This is a genomic window from Mycobacterium interjectum (assembly GCF_900078675.2).
Classification (GTDB): Bacteria; Actinomycetota; Actinomycetes; order Mycobacteriales; family Mycobacteriaceae; genus Mycobacterium; species Mycobacterium interjectum.
Map to the genome: position 1 here is coordinate 3,372,712 of NZ_LT546237.1, position 18,799 is coordinate 3,391,510.

At 67.6% G+C, this 18,799-nt stretch carries 19 protein-coding genes and 1 pseudogene; 15 read left to right on the forward strand and 5 right to left on the reverse strand.

What is annotated here, in order from left to right:
* Positions 1 to 37 precede the first annotated feature (37 nt).
* Together BN4348_RS50585 and BN4348_RS50590 are read left to right on the forward strand one after the other, a co-directional pair.
* Positions 38 to 238, forward strand: a complete 201-nt coding sequence (locus BN4348_RS50585; protein WP_066915720.1) for a ferredoxin — start codon at positions 38 to 40, stop codon at positions 236 to 238.
* Positions 239 to 372: 134 nt separating this feature from the next.
* Positions 373 to 1,629 (forward strand): cytochrome P450, encoded by a 1,257-nt coding sequence (locus BN4348_RS50590; protein WP_372514115.1) that lies wholly within the window; start codon positions 373 to 375, stop codon positions 1,627 to 1,629.
* Positions 1,630 to 1,686: 57 nt separating this feature from the next.
* On the opposite strand, the gene BN4348_RS62930 is transcribed toward BN4348_RS50590, so the two are convergent.
* Positions 1,687 to 2,634, reverse strand: a complete 948-nt coding sequence (locus tag BN4348_RS62930; protein WP_372514111.1) for a PE family protein — start codon at positions 2,632 to 2,634, stop codon at positions 1,687 to 1,689.
* Between the two features lie 142 nt (positions 2,635 to 2,776).
* On the opposite strand from BN4348_RS62930, the gene BN4348_RS50600 reads away from it, so the two are divergent.
* The gene (locus BN4348_RS50600) at positions 2,777 to 4,207 is read left to right on the forward strand and encodes an alpha/beta hydrolase (protein WP_066915726.1); all 1,431 of its coding nucleotides are present in this window, start codon (positions 2,777 to 2,779) and stop codon (positions 4,205 to 4,207) included.
* An 81-nt stretch (positions 4,208 to 4,288) separates the two neighbouring features.
* Here the strand turns inward: BN4348_RS50600 and BN4348_RS50605 are convergent, their stop codons facing one another.
* The 3 genes from BN4348_RS50605 to BN4348_RS50615 form a co-directional block, all read right to left on the reverse strand.
* Positions 4,289 to 5,464 carry an acyl-CoA dehydrogenase family protein gene (locus BN4348_RS50605; protein WP_066915728.1) on the reverse strand — a complete coding sequence of 392 codons (1,176 nt, stop codon included), beginning with the start codon at positions 5,462 to 5,464 and terminating at the stop codon, positions 4,289 to 4,291.
* Positions 5,448 to 6,446 carry an acyl-CoA dehydrogenase family protein gene (locus BN4348_RS50610; RefSeq protein WP_066915730.1) on the reverse strand — a complete coding sequence of 333 codons (999 nt, stop codon included), beginning with the start codon at positions 6,444 to 6,446 and terminating at the stop codon, positions 5,448 to 5,450. The genes BN4348_RS50605 and BN4348_RS50610 overlap by 17 nt, the downstream gene beginning before the upstream one ends.
* A 66-nt stretch (positions 6,447 to 6,512) precedes the next feature.
* The gene (locus tag BN4348_RS50615; RefSeq protein WP_066915732.1) at positions 6,513 to 7,193 is read right to left on the reverse strand and encodes a nitroreductase family protein; all 681 of its coding nucleotides are present in this window, start codon (positions 7,191 to 7,193) and stop codon (positions 6,513 to 6,515) included.
* Between the two features lie 78 nt (positions 7,194 to 7,271).
* On the opposite strand from BN4348_RS50615, the gene BN4348_RS50620 reads away from it, so the two are divergent.
* The 6 genes from BN4348_RS50620 to BN4348_RS50645 all read left to right on the forward strand — a co-directional run bounded on the left by BN4348_RS50620 (position 7,272) and on the right by BN4348_RS50645 (position 12,345).
* Complete coding sequence (locus BN4348_RS50620) at positions 7,272 to 7,652, forward strand: carboxymuconolactone decarboxylase family protein (protein WP_066915734.1); 381 nt, start codon at positions 7,272 to 7,274, stop codon at positions 7,650 to 7,652.
* A gap of 8 nt (positions 7,653 to 7,660) precedes the next feature.
* A complete protein-coding gene (locus BN4348_RS50625) occupies positions 7,661 to 8,554 on the forward strand; it encodes an NAD(P)-dependent oxidoreductase (RefSeq protein WP_066915736.1) in 894 nt (297 codons plus the stop codon).
* A 227-nt stretch (positions 8,555 to 8,781) separates the two neighbouring features.
* The gene (locus tag BN4348_RS50630; protein WP_066915738.1) at positions 8,782 to 9,873 is read left to right on the forward strand and encodes an amidohydrolase family protein; all 1,092 of its coding nucleotides are present in this window, start codon (positions 8,782 to 8,784) and stop codon (positions 9,871 to 9,873) included.
* A 29-nt stretch (positions 9,874 to 9,902) separates the two neighbouring features.
* Positions 9,903 to 11,048 (forward strand): amidohydrolase family protein, encoded by a 1,146-nt coding sequence (locus tag BN4348_RS50635; RefSeq protein WP_066915741.1) that lies wholly within the window; start codon positions 9,903 to 9,905, stop codon positions 11,046 to 11,048.
* 1 nt (position 11,049) lies between these two features.
* Positions 11,050 to 11,463, forward strand: a complete 414-nt coding sequence (locus BN4348_RS50640) for a Rieske (2Fe-2S) protein (RefSeq protein ID WP_066915745.1) — start codon at positions 11,050 to 11,052, stop codon at positions 11,461 to 11,463.
* Positions 11,464 to 11,478: 15 nt separating this feature from the next.
* Positions 11,479 to 12,345, forward strand: coding sequence for an alpha/beta fold hydrolase (locus BN4348_RS50645; RefSeq protein ID WP_066915747.1), 867 nt, complete (start codon positions 11,479 to 11,481; stop codon positions 12,343 to 12,345).
* 5 nt (positions 12,346 to 12,350) lie between these two features.
* Here the strand turns inward: BN4348_RS50645 and BN4348_RS50650 are convergent, their stop codons facing one another.
* Positions 12,351 to 12,824, reverse strand: a complete 474-nt coding sequence (locus BN4348_RS50650; RefSeq protein ID WP_066915749.1) for a hypothetical protein — start codon at positions 12,822 to 12,824, stop codon at positions 12,351 to 12,353.
* 36 nt (positions 12,825 to 12,860) lie between these two features.
* Here BN4348_RS50650 and BN4348_RS50655 point away from each other — a divergent pair.
* The 6 genes and pseudogenes from BN4348_RS50655 to BN4348_RS50680 all read left to right on the forward strand — a co-directional run bounded on the left by BN4348_RS50655 (position 12,861) and on the right by BN4348_RS50680 (position 18,730).
* Positions 12,861 to 14,115: pseudogene (locus tag BN4348_RS50655) on the forward strand (NADH-ubiquinone oxidoreductase-F iron-sulfur binding region domain-containing protein).
* Positions 14,112 to 14,408 (forward strand): ferredoxin, encoded by a 297-nt coding sequence (locus tag BN4348_RS50660; RefSeq protein ID WP_066915752.1) that lies wholly within the window; start codon positions 14,112 to 14,114, stop codon positions 14,406 to 14,408. The pseudogene BN4348_RS50655 and the gene BN4348_RS50660 overlap by 4 nt, the downstream one beginning before the upstream one ends.
* A gap of 132 nt (positions 14,409 to 14,540) precedes the next feature.
* Positions 14,541 to 16,205: a thiolase C-terminal domain-containing protein gene (locus BN4348_RS50665; protein ID WP_066915753.1), complete on the forward strand. Its 1,665-nt coding sequence runs from the start codon at positions 14,541 to 14,543 to the stop codon at positions 16,203 to 16,205.
* Positions 16,202 to 17,098, forward strand: a complete 897-nt coding sequence (locus BN4348_RS50670) for an alpha/beta hydrolase (protein ID WP_066915755.1) — start codon at positions 16,202 to 16,204, stop codon at positions 17,096 to 17,098. Before BN4348_RS50665 ends, BN4348_RS50670 begins: the two co-directional genes overlap by 4 nt.
* Positions 17,095 to 17,910 (forward strand): NAD(P)-dependent oxidoreductase, encoded by an 816-nt coding sequence (locus tag BN4348_RS50675; protein ID WP_066915757.1) that lies wholly within the window; start codon positions 17,095 to 17,097, stop codon positions 17,908 to 17,910. Before BN4348_RS50670 ends, BN4348_RS50675 begins: the two co-directional genes overlap by 4 nt.
* Positions 17,911 to 17,917: 7 nt before the next feature.
* Positions 17,918 to 18,730, forward strand: coding sequence for an NAD(P)-dependent oxidoreductase (locus BN4348_RS50680; protein WP_084454438.1), 813 nt, complete (start codon positions 17,918 to 17,920; stop codon positions 18,728 to 18,730).
* Positions 18,731 to 18,799: the final 69 nt, after the last annotated feature.

The following is an 18,799-nucleotide window of genomic DNA, read 5'->3' on the forward strand; positions in this document are numbered from 1 at the left end:
GACAACTTCAGCCAAAGAGAATTTCGAAGGAGACACCGTGAAGGTCTGGGTTGATCCGGAACGATGCCAGGGCCACACCCTCTGCTCGATGATCGCTCCGGATTCCTTCCAGCTCAGCGACATCGACGGCAGTTCGTCGCCGATCGACGAGGTGGTGCCGGCCGACAAGCAGGACCAGGTGCGCGAGGCCGCCCACTCCTGTCCGGAGCAGGCGATCATCATCACGGATGAAACGTAAAGGGAGACAGTGCCTTGAGTGTCGACGACAGCGTTGATGACAAAGTCAGCGACAGCGACCGTAAACGGAACCGGTATCACTTCGATCGGCACTCCGCGGAGTACCGCGCGCAGTTCAAGGACATCACCGAGGAAATGCACGCCCGGTGCCCGATGGCCTGGAGCGACACCTACGGCGGGCACTGGGTGGCGGCCGGCAGCCACGAGGTCTTCGAGCTCGCCCGCTGCCCGGCGGTCTCCAACGATCACGACGTCAACAACGAACGCCGCGGCTACAAGGGCATTTCGATCCCGACGGCCAGCCGCATCAACGGTATCCGGGGCGGCATCCTGGAGATGGACAACCCCGAACACAAAACCTACCGCTCCGTGCTCAACCCCTACCTGTCGCCGGCCGCGGTCAAGCGCTGGGAGCCGTTCATCGACGACGTGACGCGCGCCTGCCTCGACGAGAAGATCGAGGAAGGCCGCATCGACTTCGTCGACGACCTGGCGAACATCGTGCCGGCCGTGCTGACGCTGGCCATGATGGGCATCCCGCTGCGGAACTGGCGGATGTACAGCGAGCCAACGCATGCCGCGGTGTACACCCCGGAGCACTCCCCGGACATCCAACGGGTCACCGAGATGCACCGGCAGATGGGGATCGACCTGATCAACAACATGATCGAGATCCGCAACAATCCGCGGCCCGGCCTGGTCAATGCCCTGCTCGAGATGCGGATCGACGGTGAGCCCGCGCCCGATCTGGAAATCATCGGAAACCTCGGATTGATCATCGGTGGCGGCTTCGACACCACCACGGCGCTGACCGCCCATTCGCTGGAATGGCTTTCGGAGAACCCCGACCAACGCGAACTTCTCAGCAAGCAACGCGAAACGCTGCTCGACCCCGCGACCGAAGAGTTTCTCCGCTACTTCACCCCGGCGCCCGGGGATGGCAGGACCTTCTCCGATGACGTCGAGCTCGACGGTATCAAGTTCAAAGAGGGTGAGCGGCTCTGGATTTCATGGGCGATGGCCAACCGCGACCCCGCGGTGTTCCACGATCCCGACGAGATCGTCCTCGACCGCAAAGGCAACCGGCACTTCAGCTTTGGGCTCGGCCTGCACCGATGCGCCGGATCGAATGTGGCGCGCACCGTGTTCAAGTCCATGCTCACGGCGGTTCTTGACCGGATGCCCGATTACCGGTGTGACCCCGAGGGCACCGTGCACTACGAGACCATTGGCGTCATCCAGGGCATGCGTAAGCTGCCGGCCACCTTCACGCCCGGCAACAGGCTCGGCGCGGGCCTCGACGAGACGCTCGACAAACTGCAACGCGTCTGCGACGAGCAAGAACTGGCCAGGCCGATCACCGAGCGCAAAGAAGCCGCGGTGATCGATTAGCGATGGCCGGTGACCCGGTGAGTATTCGTCGCCGTCAAGCCTGCGGCGGCCGGCCGGTCATGGTTGGAAAACGATGTTGACCAATCCGTTTCTGCCGGTGGCGGTCGCGTCGAGCATGGTGCCGATGGCGACGGCGGAGTCGAGATTGCTGGCAGTGGTGGCGCTGGCGCCGGCAACGGCGGTACTGCCGGGGCCACCGGCGATGGCGGTGTCCCAAATGCCACCCCCGGCGATGGCGGTGCCGCCAGTGCCCATGGCCTGGGCGATGTCAAGTGTGCCGTTGACGGCGTAGGCGCTGGTGTACGGGCCCAGGGCGTTGGCGGTTTGAAGGGTGCCGCCCTGGGCATACGCCGCGCTGTTTGCACCGAGGGCGCTGGCCTGGTTGAGGATGCCCTGGTTGGCGACGGCCACGCTGTTGGTGCCGGTGGCGGTGGCGAGGTTGAAGTTGCTGGCTTCGGCGAGGCTGCTGGTGCCGAAGGCGAGTGCGTCAGAAAAACCGGTGGCCCTCGCGGCGCTATTGGCACCGAAGGCCATCGCAATGCCCCACGTGAGGGGATCCGAGCTGGCGGTCGCGCTGCCTAATTGGAGCAAGCTGAACCCGCCGACAGAGACGGCCACATTCGGAATGGGCAGAGCCTGCGCCAGGGTCAGCAAAGTCCCAGCATTGGCGGCCTCGGCGCTCGCGTAGGCCCCGGCACCCGCATTCAGTACCTGCACCATCTGGGAATGAAACGCCGCCGCCTGCGCGCTCAGCGCCTGAAAGTCGGTGCCGTGACTGGAAAACACCGACGCGAGGGCCGCCGACACCTCGTCCCCACCGGCGGCGACGACCCTGGTGATCGAGGCCGCGGCCGCGGCGTTGGCCTCGCTGAGCGACGAGCCGACGCCCGCCACGTCTGCCGCCGCTGCCGCCAACATCTCCGGTGCTGCGATCACATACGACATATTGACCTCCGACCCGAGTCTTCGCCAACACGAAAGCGTACCCACGCTGCCGCCCGACATTTCGGCGTTTCCGCGGCCCGCGGCGGCTTCGCGCAGCGCTGCCCCCCGTCGGGCTCCAAGAATCCTTGGAGGCTTCGTAGAGGCCGGCGTTTGACCCTTCTCTCAGCACGCGGATCGCCAGCCGCCGGGAGGAGGAATCACAATGCAGCTCCTGAGTAACCACATCTCGTTGATGCACGGCTGGGTGCCGCTGACGGTCGATGTCGCCACCGCAGTCGCGCTGGCGCTTGCCGTCGGGCGGCGATCGCGCCGTTGGCTTCTGTTGTGGCTGCCGCTGGCCGCCCTCGTGGGCGGCCTGGCGGCCACCGGGGCTTACTGCTACATCGGCGGTGTAGCAACCGAACCGGCGCCGCGCGCGCTGTACATCTGGATCGGGTGGGGCGGCGCGGCCGCGGCCGTCCTGATCCTGGGCTGGCGCGGCGCGCGTTGGTGGCGGCGGGGACTGTCGATCCTGGCCGTGCCGCTGTGTCTGCTGTGCTCGCTGCTGGTGCTCAACCAATGGGTCGGATACTTCCAGACGGTGCAGAGCGCGTGGGACCAGCTCACCTCCCGCCCGCTGCCCGGCCAGACCGACAAGGCCACCGTCGTCTCGATGGCGGCAAAGGGAGCCAGGCCGGCGCGCGGCAGCCTGGTGCCGGTGCAGATCCCGTCCGACGCCTCGCAATTCAGGCACCGGGAGGAACTCGTGTACCTGCCGCCGGCATGGTTCGCGAGCTACCCGCCGCCGCAGCTGCCGACGGTGATGATGATCGGTGGCATGCTCAGTTCGCCCGCCGACTGGGTGCGGGCCGGCAACGCGGTGGACACTGTCGACGCGTTCGCGGCCGCACATGGCGGCAGCGCGCCGGTGCTGGTGTTCGTGGATGCGGGCGGGTCGTTCGACAATGACACCGAATGCGTCAACGGAAGCCGTGGCAACGCGGCCGACCATCTGACGAAAGACGTTGTGCCCTATGTGGTGTCGAATTTCGGGGTCAGCCCCGATCCCGCCCATTGGGGCGTCGTGGGCTGGTCGATGGGCGGGACCTGCGCCGTGGGCCTGACCGTCATGCACCCGACCCTGTTCAGCGCCTTCGTCGACATCGAAGGTGACCTGACCCCCAACACGGGAACCAAGGCGCAAACCATCGCGAGCCTGTTCGGCGGCGACGCCGAGGCGTGGGCGGCGTTCGACCCGACCACGGTGATCAACCGCCACGGCCGCTACACCGGAGTGTCCGGTTGGTTCGCGATCTCGTCGGGTGGTTCGCCGACACCGAGCCCCGAAGTCACGACGGTCGACAGCGCCGCCATGGCCCTCGCCGGGCGCGGTGCCGCCGCCGACCCGGGCAACCAGGCCGCGGCCGCCGGTTCGCTGTGCGCGCTCGGCCGGGCGAACGGCATCGACTGCGCCGTGCTCGCCCACCCCGGCAAACACGACTGGCCGACCGCGGGGATGGTCTTCAGCACTGCGCTGCCCTGGCTGGCCGGCCGGCTGGGCACCCCGGACGTGTCGCGAATTGCATTGCCGGGCACGGAGTCTGCCCCCACGCACCCACACCACACGGAGGCGGTGGCTCACGGGCAGGGGTAGCGCGTTTCCCCCGCCGAGTGTGAAGCCGGCCGCGCACTCGGCGACGAGTGTGCGGCTGGCCGCACCCTCAAGGAAGAAAAATCAGCCGCGCGGTAGGCCGAGCACGCGCTGCGCGATGATGTTGCGCTGAATCTCCGAGGTGCCGCCGGCGATCGTCCCGGAAAAGCTTCGGGCGTAACGCTCGAACCAGCTCGCGAAGTAGTGGTCCAGGTTCATATGCGCATACGGTCCGGTCAAGCCCGGGTGAACGAGCCCCTCGGAGCCCGCCGACGTCAGCGCAAGCTCCATGCCACGCAGCTCGGCCTCGGACCCGAGCAGCTTGAGCACCGAGATCGCTGCCACGTCGTCTTCGCCGCGCGCGGCGCGGGCCAAGGCGACCGAACCCAGCAGGCGCAGCGCCTGCTTGTCCATGATGGTGCTGGCGTACTGGTCGCGCTCGACGTCGGTGCCGGGATGGAAGTCATCGATCATGTTGTCCAGGCGATCGGCGAAACCGAGCCACATCATCGTGCGTTCGTGCCCCAGCGACCCGTTGGCCACCCGCCAGCCCTGGTCGAGCTCACCGACCAGATTCTCCGCCGGTACCCGTACGTCGGTGAAGAACACCTCGTTGAAATCGAGATCGTCGGCACCGCAGATCGACGGGAACGGCCGGCGCACCAGCCCCGGGGTGTCGGTGGGGATGATCAGCGCGCTGATTCCCTTGTGCTTCGGCGCGTCCGGATTGGTCCGCACGAACGTCAACAAGACGTCGGCGTCGTGTGCCCCGGAGGTCCACACCTTCTGCCCGTTCACGACGAAGTGGTCGCCATCCAGCACCGCGCGGGTGCGCAGTGACGCCAGGTCCGAGCCCGCGCTGGGTTCGCTCATCCCGAGGGAAGCGGTGATTTCGGCCCTCAGGATCGGCACCGCCCAGCGCCGCTTCTGTTCGTCGCTGCCGAACGACAACAGCGAAGCCCCAACGATGTTCACGCCCTGCGGGTTGAAACTGTGGTAGATCCGGCGGCGGCTGAGCTCCTCGAGGTAGACAAACTGCTGAATGACCGACGCGTTGCGACCACCGAATTCCGGTGGCTGGCTCGGCAGCAGCCAGCCGTTGTCGAACAGCAGGCGCTGCCAGTCGCGCGCCCACCGCGGCATGTGGGAGACCGACCGGGGGCGCTCTTGCGTTTCGCTTGCGTCAGGCAGGTTTTCGTCGAGGAACGTCGCGAACTCCGACCGGAACGCCTCGACGTCGGGATCAAAAGTCAGCTGCACGGTACTCCTCGGCGATTCGCGCCCGATGTTCCGCGGCGCCGCCGAGCATGAGCTCGCCCGCCTTGGCGCGCTTGAGCGCGAACTGCAGGTTGTTCTCCCAGGTGAATCCCATCGCGCCGAAAAGCTGTAAGCCATGCCGGAATACGAGCGACTGGCACTCCCCCGCCGACGCCTTGGCCATGGCGGCGGTGAGCCGGCGCCGGGGATCGTCGGCCGCGATCGTCAGCGCGGCGAAGTAAGCCAACGCGCGGGCGCGCTCCACCGCGACGTGCATGTCGGCGGCCTTGTGCTGGACGGCCTGGAAGGAGCCGATCGGCACACCGAACTGGTGCCGGTTGCGGACGTGGTCGAGGACCATGTCGAGGATGCGTTGGCACGCCCCGACCATCGTGATCGCCATGCCCGTCAACGCGACGTGGCGCGCGCGCTCCGCGTCGACGGTAAGCCGGGCGCTGTCGGGCACGCGGACTTCACCGAACGACAGGTCGGCGACGTGAAGGACCGGGTCGAACACCGCCGAGCGGCGGGCCGAGACCTGGTTGGCCGCGACGACGAACACCCCGGCGTCGGTCACGACGGCCAGCCGGTCGACCCGGTCGCCGTCGAGGACGTGGCGTGCCGTGCCGTCCAGCACCCAGCCGTCGGAGTCCCGGTGCGCACAGACCCCGCCGTAGACGGCGGTGCCGGCCTCGTGCGGATCGAACCGATCCGCGGCCAACGGGGCGTACTGGCTCATAGTCGCCAGAAAGGGGGTCGGGTCGGTGGCGTGCCCCAACTCCTCGAGCACGATGGCCAATTCCACGGCGCCGGCCGGATCGTTCAGCTCGGTCCAGCCCTGGTCGACATACGACTTCCACAACGGGCTCGGGTCGACGCCGTCCTCCGCCACGCTGCGCACCAGCGACGGCGGGCACTGCTTGGCGACGACGTCGCGAACGGTCTTCTGCCACAGCCGCTGATCAGCATCGAACTCCAACAGCATCCGGGCCGCCTCCTGTCGTCACCGCCTTCGCGAGAATAACATTCTCCAACACGGAAGCGATAATCTCTAAAACCGGTTATCGGGTACCGGACGGCGCTCGATCGCGGCCACCAGCGCGTCGGCCGGCTCGCCCCAGCGGTCGAGGTTGACGAACTCGGCAAGCGGGCGGCGGCGCAGCGGCCCATGCGCACCCTTGGGCCACCCGACCACGATGTGGCCGGCGACCAACCAGCCCGGGGGGATGCCGATGGCTTCGCGCAACAGCTGCTCGCCGCCGTAGGAAGCCCAGCTGGTGAGGCACGCGCCCAGACCCTGAGCGCGCGCCGCGAGCAGGAAGTTCTGCATCGCGGGAAAGATCGACCCGCCCAGCAGCAGCTCGGACGCCGTCGGGTAGTGCTGCTGGGCGAACAACACGGAAGTGAACTCGCCCGCGCGATCGTGCAATTCGTAGGTCGCGCGGTAGGTGCGGGCGCGGCGGCCGTGGTCGCCATCGGCGGGCCGGCTCATCCCGTAGACGGGCTCGATCACCTCCAGGGCGTGGGCCGCCGCCTCGGCCACCGCGGCCCGCTGCTCGGGCGACCGCAGCACCACGAACCGCCAGCCCTGCGCGTTGGCGCCCGACGGGGCCCAGCGAGCCGCTTCGAGGCAGCGCCCCAGAGTCGCGTCGTCGACCGGCTCGTCGGTGAACCGCCGGATCGTCCGGGCGGTCGACATCACCTCCCAGACATCACTGGTTGCTCCGGTCATGTCTTCTCCCTTGCGGCTCCGTGCTGCTATACGAAGGTCATATCAGCAGAGCGCCCGAAGCCGTCAAAGGAGAGACCATTGGATCGCGAGACTTACCAACGAGGACTGGAAATCCGCTCCGCGGTGCTGGGTGACGAATATGTCAACCGGGCGCTGGCCACCGCGAACGACTTCACCAAGCCGCTGCAGGATCTCGTGACCGAATACTGCTGGGGCGCGGTGTGGGGGCGCGAGGGGCTGGCCCTGAAGACCCGCAGCATGCTCAACCTGGCCATGATCTCGGTCCTCAACCGGCCCAACGAATTGCGCACTCACGTCAAGGCAGCGCTGACCAACGGCGTCACGCGCGAAGAAATCCGCGAGATTTTCCTTCAGGTCGCGATCTACGCCGGCGTGCCCGCCGCCGTCGACAGCTTTCGCATCGCGGGTGAGGCGTTCGCCGAAGCGGACGAGCGCTAGGGCCCGCGATGCAGATCGGGTTCATCGGCTTGGGAAACATGGGTTTTCCCATGGCAGTTCGCCTCGTTCGGAACAACCACGACGTCGTCGCGTTCGACACGCGTAGCGACGCGCTCGATCGGATCGTGGCGCTCGGGGCGCGCGCCGCCGTGTCGGCGAAGGGCGTCGCCGATCGCGCCGAAACCGTCATGGCCAGCCTCCCGTCGCCGGCCGCGTCGCTCGAGGTGGCGACCGGTACCGACGGAGTGATCGAGGGCTCGCAGGTCAAGCGCTATGTCGACCTGTCGACCGTCGGAAGCCATGCGGCGACCCAGATCCATGGTCTGCTGGCCCAACGTGACATCGCGGCGATCGACAGCCCGGTCAGTGGCGGTGTCGGCGGGGCCCGGAACGGATCGCTCGCCCTGATGGTGTCCGGGCCCCGCGACGAATTCGACGCCGTGCGAACCGCACTCGAAACGCTCGGCACGCCGTTCTACATCGGCGACAAGCCCGGCTCGGCACAGACGATGAAGCTGGCCAACAACATGCTGGCGGCCAACGTTTTGGCCGCCACGGCGGAGGTCGTCGTGATGGGTGTCAAGGCCGGTCTGGACCCCGAGGTGATGATCGACGTGCTCAACGCCGGGTCGGGCGGGACGAGCGCCAGCCGCGACAAGTTCCCGCGGGCGATCCTCCCGCGGACCTTCGATTACGGGTTTGCCACCGGGCTCATGGTCAAGGATGTGCGGCTCTATCTCGACGAGGCGCGCGCGCTGGGTGTGCCGGCACAGATCGCCGCCACGATCGGCCGGCTCTGGGAGGCCGCCGCACGCGACGAAGGCCCGGACTCCGACTTCACGACGGTCATCAAGCCGCTGGAAAGGGCGGCCGGCGTGACCGTCGCCGGGCACGCCGGCTAGCCCGTCGATCCGGCCTCCGGCCCCGCTCCGAGACGCGAGAATGGTATTATCCACTTTCAAGAACGATACTTGCGAACAGGACCACGAAATCCCCTGCTAGCAGGAAAGACGATTAAACGAAGCGCTTACCGGAAACCCATTGATCGACCGTTGAAGAGAATGTTAGGTTATCTATCATATGACCCGCCTGGGCTCACTTTGGCTACCCGAGCCGAAGGATGGCTTCCATGATCGAACACTCTGACGGGACACGCACACCGCTGATCGACGCGAGCGTGCACATTTTCTTCCCGTCCAACAAGGCGCTGCGGAAGGTGCTGCGCGAGCCGTTCAAGAGTCGCGGCTTCCCCGATTACGAGATGGATTGGTACGGCGCTCCGGGCGGCGAGTACGCGCCGAACACCGAGGGTCCGGACGGTCAGTATCCCGGTTCCGATCCGGATTTCGTTGCCCACGAACTGTTTTCGAAGCGTGGCGTCGACGTGGCGGTCCTGCATCCGATGGCGCGCGGCATCATGCCGGACCGGCACCTGGGCAGCGCGCTGCACGCCGCACACAACGAGATGATGGTGGCGGACTGGCTGGAATCCACCGAGTTCGGCGAGCGGTTCCGGGGCACCATCCGGGTGAATCCCGACGACATCGCCGGCGCGCTGCGGGAAATCGAGAAGTGGCGGGGGCATCCGCGCGTCGTTCAGATCGGCGTGCCGCTGCAATCGCGCGAGCTCTACGGCAAACCGCAGTTCTGGCCGCTGTGGGAAGCCGCGGTCGACGCGGGCCTGCCGGTGGCCGCGCACATCGAGGTCGGCTCGGGCATCGCATTTGCGCCGACGCCGAACGGGAACACCCGTACCTACGAGCAGTACGTCAGCTTCATGGCGCTGAACTACGTCTATCACCTGATGAACATGATCGCCGAGGGCGTCTTCGAGCGCTTCGACGGCCTCAGGTTCGTCTGGGGCGACGGCGCGGGCGACTTCGTGACGCCGTTCATCTGGCGGATGGACACCTTCGGCCGGCCGCACCTGGAGCAGACGCCGTGGGCGCCGCGGATCCCCAGCGACTACCTGCCCGGTCACGTCTATTTCATTCAGGGCAGCCTCGACGGCCCCGGGGACACGGATTTCGCCGGCGAATGGTTCGGCTTCACCGGCAAGGACGACATGGTGATGTTCGGCTCCAGCTATCCGCATTGGCAGTGCGGTGATGCCACCAAACTTCCCACGGCATTATCGGCCGAGCAGCGCGAGAAGCTGTGCTGGCGCAACGCCGCAGGGCTGTATGGCATAGACATCCCCGCCGGGGTGGGCGCACAGTAGAAGTACGGCGTGAGACCGAGGAGTTTCAGATGACCTTGACCCATTCGCAGGAGCGGCTTCCCGCTGCCGAGCGCATAGCCGTCCGGTGCGTCGACTCGGATGTCCACCCGGCGCCCAAGCGCGGCGAGCTCGTCCCGTACATCCCCGAACCGTGGCGCAGCAAGTACTTCCTCACCCGCAACATCGGTGAGCAGATCTACTACGACGCGCCGGATTACGCGCACAGCTACGCGATGCGCGTGGACACGTTCCCACCCAACGGTGAGTTCCCGTGCAGCGACCCGGACATGGCATTCCGACAGCTGATCATGGAGGCGGGCTCCGACATCGCGATCCTGGAACCCGCCGCCTACCCGGCTCGCCTGCCCGAAGCGCAGCACGCGATGGCCTGCGCGCTGAACGACTGGCAGGCCAATCACTGGTTGGACAGCCACAACAACTGGCACGAGCGGTGGCGAGGTTCGATTTGCGCCGCCATCGAGGAGCCCGAAGCGTCCGCGCGCGAGATCGAGCGCTGGGCGGGGCACCCCTACATGGCGCAGATCCTGATCAAGGCCGAGCCACGTCCGTCTTGGGGCCACCCGAAGTACGACCCGATCTGGGCCGCCGCGACCAAGCACGACATCACCGTCAGCTGCCACCTGTCACGCAGCCATTTCGAGGAGCTGCCGATCCCGCCGGTGGGATTCCCCAGCTACAACCACGACTTCATGGTGACCTACTCGCTGCTGGCCGCCAACCAGGTGATGAGCCTGATCTTCGACGGCGTCTTCGATCGGTTCCCGACGCTGCGGATCGTGTTCGTCGAGCACGCGTTCAGCTGGATCCTGCCGCTGATGTGGCGCATGGATGCGATCTACGCAGCGCGCAAGTCATGGGTGGACATCAAGCGCAAGCCGTCGGAATACGTCAAGGACCACATCAAGTTCACCACGCAGCCGCTGGATTACCCCGAGGACAAGACCGAGCTGACCCGCGCCCTGGAATGGATGGAGTGCGACAAGATCCTGCTGTACTCCTCGGACTACCCACACTGGACGTTCGATGACCCGCGCTGGTTGGTCAAGCACCTTCCTAAGGCCGCGCGCGACGCGGTGATGTACAAGAACGGCATCGCGACCTATCACCTGCCCGAGACCGTTCCGGTCCTCGAGGGTCAGACCCGGGTGCTCTGAATTGACGTCTGAAAAGGAAGGGGCAACCGCGCGGCGCCCCGAGCCGCGTCTCGCCCAGGGCCGCGAGCACGTCGTTGCCACCGTGAACGAAATCCCGCCGGGCACACACAAACTCGTGCCGATCGGACGGCACGGCGTCGGCGTCTACAACGTCAACGGCAGCTTTTATGCCATCGCGAATTATTGCCCCCACCAAGGCGGTCCGCTGTGTTCGGGACGCGCCCGCGGGCGCACGATCGTCGACGAGACCGCTCCGGGCGACACGGTCATGGTGCGCGACCTCGAGTTCATCTATTGCCCCTGGCACCAATGGGGTTTCGAGCTGGCGACCGGTACGACCGCGGTCAAGCCCGAATGGAGCATCCGTACCTATCCGGTGCGCGTCGTCGGCAACGACGTTCTGGTGCAGGCCTAACTACAGGAGAATCGGGTGCCTTCAATCGAGATCAACGGGGGAAATGTCGTCTACGAAATCCTCGGAGACTCCGGCGATCTCATCGTCCTGACGCCGGGCGGCCGGTTCAGCAAGGAGATCGAGGGCCTGCGTCCGCTCGCCGACGCGCTCGCCGCGGGCGGCTATCGGGTGTTGCTGTGGGACCGGCCCAATTGCGGCGCCTCCGATGTGCAGTTCTACGGCCAGAGCGAGTCGCACATGCGGGCCGAGACGCTGCACAAGCTGGTGACCGGGCTGGGCTTCCAGCGCTGCATTCTTGCCGGCGGGTCCGGCGGCGCACGGGATTCCATGCTGACCACGATGCTCTACCCCGAGATGGTCACCAAGCTCGTGGTCTGGAACATCGTCGGTGGCATCTACGGCACCTTCGTGCTGGGCTCCTTCTACATCGTCCCCAGCATTCTCGCCGTGCGCGGCACCGGGATGGATGGCGTGGTGAGGGTGCAGGAGTGGCGCGATCGCATCGAGGAGAACCCGAACAACAAGCAGCGCTTCCTCGACTTCGATAAGGATGAGTTCCTCAAGGTGATGCTGCGCTGGCTCAACGCCTTCGTGTCCAAGCCGGGACAGACGATTCCGGGCGTCGAGGACGAGATGTTCGACCGGATAAAGGTGCCCACCTTGATCATTCGCGGCGGCGAGAACGACATGGATCACCCGAAGCGGACGTCGCTCGAGGTCAGTTGCCTGATCAAGGGATCGAAGCTCATCGACCCGCCGTGGCCCGAGGACGCCTGGGAGCGCGCGTCCGAGGACCGCGCGGCGGGTCGGGTGCAGCACTTCAACATGTTTGACACGTGGGTGCAGGCGGCGCCCGCGATACTCGAGTTCCTGGGATCGTAATGGTTCTACACGGTACGAATGTGAACCTCGCAGTTGAGCGACGCCTCCAAAGCCGTGTGAACCCGGCTTTCCGGGATGCGTTCGAGGTCCTTCTCGCGCAGCGTCACATACACGATATCGAAGCCGTCGTCGCCCGGGGTCCGCTCGATCGCACCGGTGAGCCCGAAGCCGGACAACACACCGTGCGCGTCATCGTCGGTTCCCCGGCTGATGAAGGTGACCACTCCCGGAACCGGTCCGGTGCCGAATATTTTGGTGCACAACTCAATTGCGGTGTTGCTGGCCGCGTCGCCGTCTTCGGCCGCAATCAGCAGTTCGACCTCGCGGCGGCCCGCGGGCATGGCCGCGAGGTCGTTCTGGACCACGCCGGCGCCCACCTCACCCGCGAGCTCGAGGAGCGCAGCCATGCCGTCGCGTAGCTGCGCGGCGGTGAACGCGCTTTCGGGATCAACGTTGACGCGCACCACCGCAGTTCGCATGCGCGCAAGCCTAACCAAGACGATGGCAGGCCAGCCGTGAACACCACCCAATCCACGACCATCATCACCGCCGCGCTGCCCGGGCTCGAACCGCGGCTGCTGGCCGAACAGCGCGAGGACCTCGCGGCGTATCGCCGATTCGGCGGATACCGGTCACTCGCCGACGCCGACGAGTTGCTGGGCGAGGTCGAATCCAGTGGGCTGGTCGGCCGCGGCGGTGCGGCCTTCCCCCTGGCGGTGAAGTTGCGCGCGGTGCGCGACAACGGGCGCATCACGGGTGGCACCGTCGTCGTCGCGAATGGCGAAGAGGGAGAACCTGCTTCGATCAAGGACCGGTGGTTGCTGCGCAACCGCCCGCACCTGGTCCTGGACGGGCTGCGGTTGGCCGCCGCCATCGTGGGCGCCCGCCGCGTCTACGTCTATGTGTCCGATCCGGAGTCGGCGCACAGCGTCGAAACCGCGCTCGGCGAGCTCGGGCCGGACGCCCTGGGGAACGTCGACGTCCGCACGTCGACGGTGCAGCCCGGATACGTGGCCGGCGAGGAGACCGCCGCGGTCCGCGCGATCAACGGCGGCCCGGCCAAACCGACGGACAAGCCGCCGCGCCCCTTCGAAGCGGGCGTCGACGAGCGGCCCACGTTGGTGAGCAATGTCGAGACCTTGGCCAACCTGCCCTACCTGCAGCGCCACGGTTCGGCGGCGTTCCGCGCCCAGGGCACCGCACTGTCGCCGGGGACCTTCCTGGCCACCATCACCGGGGCCGGCCGACCGCCGATGCTCTACGAGCTTCCGCACGGCTTGCCCTTTACCGAACTGCTTGCGCTGCACGGTGTTTCGCCTGATCGAGTACGGGGAGCCCTGATGGGCGGCTATTTCGCCGGGCTGCTCAACCGCTCCGTGCTGGAGACGACCCTGGACCACGAGACGATGCGGCGGCTCGGCAGCGGCCTGGGTTGCGGCGCGATCTCGGTGATCACCGACGACTGCCCCGTCGCGGTCGCGGCATCGGTGCTCGCGTACTTCGACCGCGAAAACGCGGGGCAATGCGGGTCCTGCTTCAACGGAACGGCGGCGATGGCCGCCGCCGCGGGTGCCCTCCGCGACGGCGCCGCGACGACCCAAGACGTCGAGCGGTTGCGCCGCTGGTCGGTGCTGCTGCGGGGACGGGGCGCTTGCGCGACGCTGGACCTGTCTCTTATACAACTCTNTGGGTGGCACCTGCCCCGACTGCACCCGCGGCGCATTCCGCGCCGACCGTCCCTACGAGGCGGAGGCGATGAGGCAAACATGAGAATCCGGCTGGACCGCACCGTGTGCGACGGCTTCGGCATCTGCGCCAAGTACGCGCCCGGATACTTTTCGCTGGACGACTGGGGCTACGCGTCCCTCGTCGGCGACGGCACCGTGGCGGAGTCGGATCGCGACGCGGTCATGCGCGCGCTGATGGATTGCCCGGTGCACGCCATCGCCGAGATCGGCGAGCGCATATCCGCTGCCCCTCAGTTACCGCTCACCGATGCCGAGGATCCTGCCGAGCACCTCAAGACCGAAGAGAACGAGGCGGAGTGGGGATTCACGCGTTGAGCCGTGCGGCTGCGATCCGTAGCGGCGTGGCCGGCGCGCGCCGAGAAGTGATAACGTAATTCTCCGATTTGTATAACGGGCGTACCCTGTTTTTCGGGCTTTTCGGACGAGCGGCCGACTTCCGGAGGTGACGTGTCAGCAGCACCCGGACGACCGCTGCCCCTGCTCACGCTGGACAACGAATTCTTCTGGACATCGGGAGCCGACGGCACACTGCGGTTTCAGGAATGCAAGGCCTGCGAATCGCTGATCCATCCGCCGGCGCCGGTGTGCCGGTATTGCCGCTCGCGGGACGTGGGCGTGCGGGCCGTCTCCGGACGGGCCACGCTGGCCGGGTTCACGGTCAACCATCGGTTCAGCCTGCCCGGGTTGCCGGCGCCCTACGTGGTTGCCCAGGTGGCGATCGCGGAAGACCCGCGGGTCCGGCTGACCACCAACATCGTTGAATGCGAGGCGGATCGGCTCGAGCTGGGTCAACAGGTGGAGGTCGTCTTCGAGCAGATCGAGGACGTCTGGCTGCCGTTGTTCCGGCCCCTCAACGACACCGCACCCGGCCGGCTGCCCACCGACGAGATCGAGCCCGAGCGCTTCGGGGAGCACGTCCGCCCCATGCTTGCGGCGGAGAAGTTCGAAGACAAGGTGGCGCTCACCGGAATCGGCATGTCACCGATCGGGCGGCGGCTGATGGAGCCGCCGCTGTCGCTGACGGTCCAGGCCTGCCAGGCGGCCATCGCCGACGCCGGGCTGACGCTCGCCGACATCGACGGCCTGTCCACCTACCCCGGCGCGATCAATGTCGGCGGCTTCGGCGAGGGCGGGGTGACCGCCCTGGAGGCGGCACTGGGAATCCGACCGACCTGGCACAACGGTGCCATGGAGACCTTCGGCCCGGGCGGTTCGGTGATCGCCGCCATGCTCGCCGTCGCCGGCGGCCTGGCCCGGCACGTGCTGTGCTTCCGAACGCTGTGGGAAGCCACCCACAACGAGCTGATGAAGCAGGGCAAGATCACGGCGCCCCATTTATCGGGTGGCCGCGCCCCTGGCTGGACATACCCGTTCGGCGCCACCTCGGCCGCACACACCCTGGCGATGAACGCGCAGCGGCACTTCCACCGTTACGGCACAACCAAAGAGACGCTCGGCTGGATCGCCCTGAACCAGCGCGCCAACGCGGAGCTCAATCCGACCGCGGTCTATCGGACCCCGATGACGATGGACGACTACCTGGGCGCGCGGCCCATCACCACGCCGTTCGGCCTCTACGACTGCGACGTCCCCTGCGACGGCGCGATCGCCGTCATCGTCTCCGCCGTCGACGCGGCGCGCGACTTGGCCAAGCCGCCCGTTTTGGTCGAGGCGGTGGGCACGCAGATCATCGAGCGAATCGACTGGGACCAAAGCACTCTCACCCACGAGCCGCAGGTGCTGGGCCAGGCCGCGCACGTGTGGACCCGCACGTCGCTGCGCCCCACCGACGTCGACGTCGCCGAACTGTACGACGGCTTCACCATGAACTGCCTGTCCTGGATCGAGGCGCTAGGCTTCTGCGGCATCGGCGAGGCCAAAGAGTTTCTCAACGGCGGCAAGAACATCGCCCGCGACGGCCTGCTGCCGCTCAACACCCACGGCGGCCAGCTGTCGCACGGCCGCACCCACGGCATGGGCCTGCTGCACGAGGCGGTCAGCCAGCTGCGCGGGGAGGCCGGCGACCGGCAGGTCACCGACGCCCGCGTCGGCGTGGTCAGCAGCGGCGGCCTCACCCCCAGCGGCGTCCTGTTGCTGCGGGCGGGCGCATGAGCGCCCCGCCCCGTCCGCGCCTCGTGATCGTCGACGGCGTGCCGATGTCGGCGCTGGTCGCCGAAGCACCCGAGCCCAAGGCCGTGATCGTGGCCATCCACGGCGGCGGCACCACCGCCATCTATTTCGACTGCCCGGGCCACCCGTCGTACTCGCTGTTACGGGCCGGCGCGGCAGCAGGATTCACCGTGGTGGCCCTCGACCGGCCCGGCTACGGCAGCTCGGCGCCCTATCCCGAGGCGATGGTCGAGGGCGAACAGCGCGTCGACCTCGCCTACGGGGCGATTTACCACATCCTCGGCGAACGACCAAGCGGCGCCGGATTGTTCGTGATGGGCCATTCGGGCGGGTGCGAGCTGACGATGCGGATGGCCGCCGACGAGCGCGGAGCCGATCTGCTGGGCGTCGAGCTCGCGGGCACGGGTCGGCACTACCACCCCGCCGCCCGCGAAATCCTGAAAACGGCGACCCGCGAACGCCGCCCGCCGGGCATGCGCGACCTGCTGTGGAGCCCGGCGGAGCTGTACCCGCCCGAGGTCCTCGGCGGCGCGACGGTTTCCCCGTCGGCGCCGGCCTACGAGGACCAGATGGTGTCCAAGTGGGCCCGTCAAACCTTCCCGGAGCTCGCGCCCGCCGTGCGCGTCCCGGTGCACTTCAGCATCGCCGAGCACGAAAAGGTCTGGCAGGCCGATGATTCCGCGGTAGCCGAGATCACCGCCCTGTTCTCCGGCGCGCCGCGGTTCACCGTACACCGGCAACCGGAGGCCGGCCACAACATCAGCCTGGGCCACACCGCCGCGGATTATCACGCGGAGGTTTTTTCGTTCGTCGACGAATGCGTGGCGGCCGGAGCGAAAGCGGTGGACACGCAAGACGATCTGGAGACCGGATGAGGGTCGGATTCATCGGGCTGGGCAGCCAGGGCGGCCCCATGGCGCGGCGGATCGTCGAGGCCGGCTACCAGACGACGCTGTGGGCACGCAGGGCCGCGACGCTCGAGCCGTTCGCCGACACCCCGGCGATCCTCGCCGCGTCGCCGGCCGACCTCGCCACGGCCAGCGACCTGGTCTGCCTGTGCGTGGTCGGCGACGCCGACATCGAGGAAATCACCTCCGGCGAGGGCGGGCTGCTGGCGGCGATGGAACCGGGCAGCGTCATCGTGGTGCACAGCACGGTGCATCCCAACACGTGCCGCGGGCTCGCGAAAAAGGCCGGCGCCCGGGGTGTTTCGGTCATCGACGCACCGGTCAGCGGCGGTGGTGGGGCGGCGTCGGAGGGCCGTCTGCTGGTGATGGTCGGCGGCGACGCCGACGTCGTCGAGCGCTGCCGTCCGGTGTTCGAAAGCTACGCCGATCCGGTCGTGCACCTCGGCGACCTGGGGTCCGGGCAAACCACCAAACTGCTCAACAACCTGCTTTTCACCGCCAACCTGGGCACGGCGGCCGCCGCCCTGTCGCTGGCCGACGCGCTGGGTGTCTCCCCCGATCGGTTCACCGAAGTCGTCTCTCGCGGCAGCGCAAACAGCTTCGCGCTCAACGTCCTTGGCGGGCTCGGCGGCCTGGAACGCCTGGCCGGTCTGGCGGGGACGCTGCTGCGGAAGGATGTCCGCTTGGTCGCCGAACTCGCCGAACGGGCCTCGGCCGACCCGGGCGCCGTGCTCAAGGCCGCCGACGCCACGCTGGCCTCGATGGGGCATCCACGATGAGGGACCGATGAAAGTCGGCTTCATCGGGGCGGGCCGGATGGGGCGCCCGATGGTGGCCCGCCTTGTCGAGGCCGGTCACGAGGTCCGGGTTGTGGGCCGGACGGACGAGCAGCGCCGCAAGCTCGAACAGCTGGGCGCCCGGCCGGTCGGCGACGTGGCCGAGGCCGGCGCGCGGGCCGACGTCGTGCTGGTCTGCGTCTTCACCGATGAACAGGTGCGGCAGGTCTGCCTGGACGGGCCCCTGCTGTCCACGATGCCTCCGGGATCGACGTTGGCGGTGCACACCACCGCAAGCCCGACAACGATCGCCGACATCGCCGCCCGGGCCGGCGATGTCGGCGTGGTCGATGCACCGGTCAGCGGCGGCCCGCACGACATCGCGGCCGGCGGGCTGACCCTGTTCGTGGGCGGTGCCGACGAGGCCGTGGCGCGGGCGCGAACGGTGCTGCGCTGCTACGGCGACCCGGTCCTGCACGTCGGGCCGCTCGGGACCGGCCAAAAGGTGAAGCTGGTCAACAACGCCCTGTTCGCCGGTCACATCGGGCTGCTCGCGGAGTCGATCCGGCTGGGCGAACGCCTCGGCGTGCCGGAGTCGACCCTGCTGGACGCGCTGCCTTTCGGCAGTGCCACCAGCCGGGTGCTGGACATCGTCGCGGCCGGGGGTTCGATCGCCTCGTTCGTCGAGGTAGCCGGCGAATTCGTCGGCAAGGACGTGGCCGTCGCGCGCGGCATCGCCGCGGAGCTGGGCGGCGATCTCGGTGCGCTCGACGCGGTCATCGGCGTCGTCGGCCCCCTGGCGAGTAATGCCCGGAGGGTCTGAGGAGGCGGCGTTTTGATCTTTCCCGTTCCACACGAAACCGCTACCGTTAGCGTTACAGTCAGGCAATCC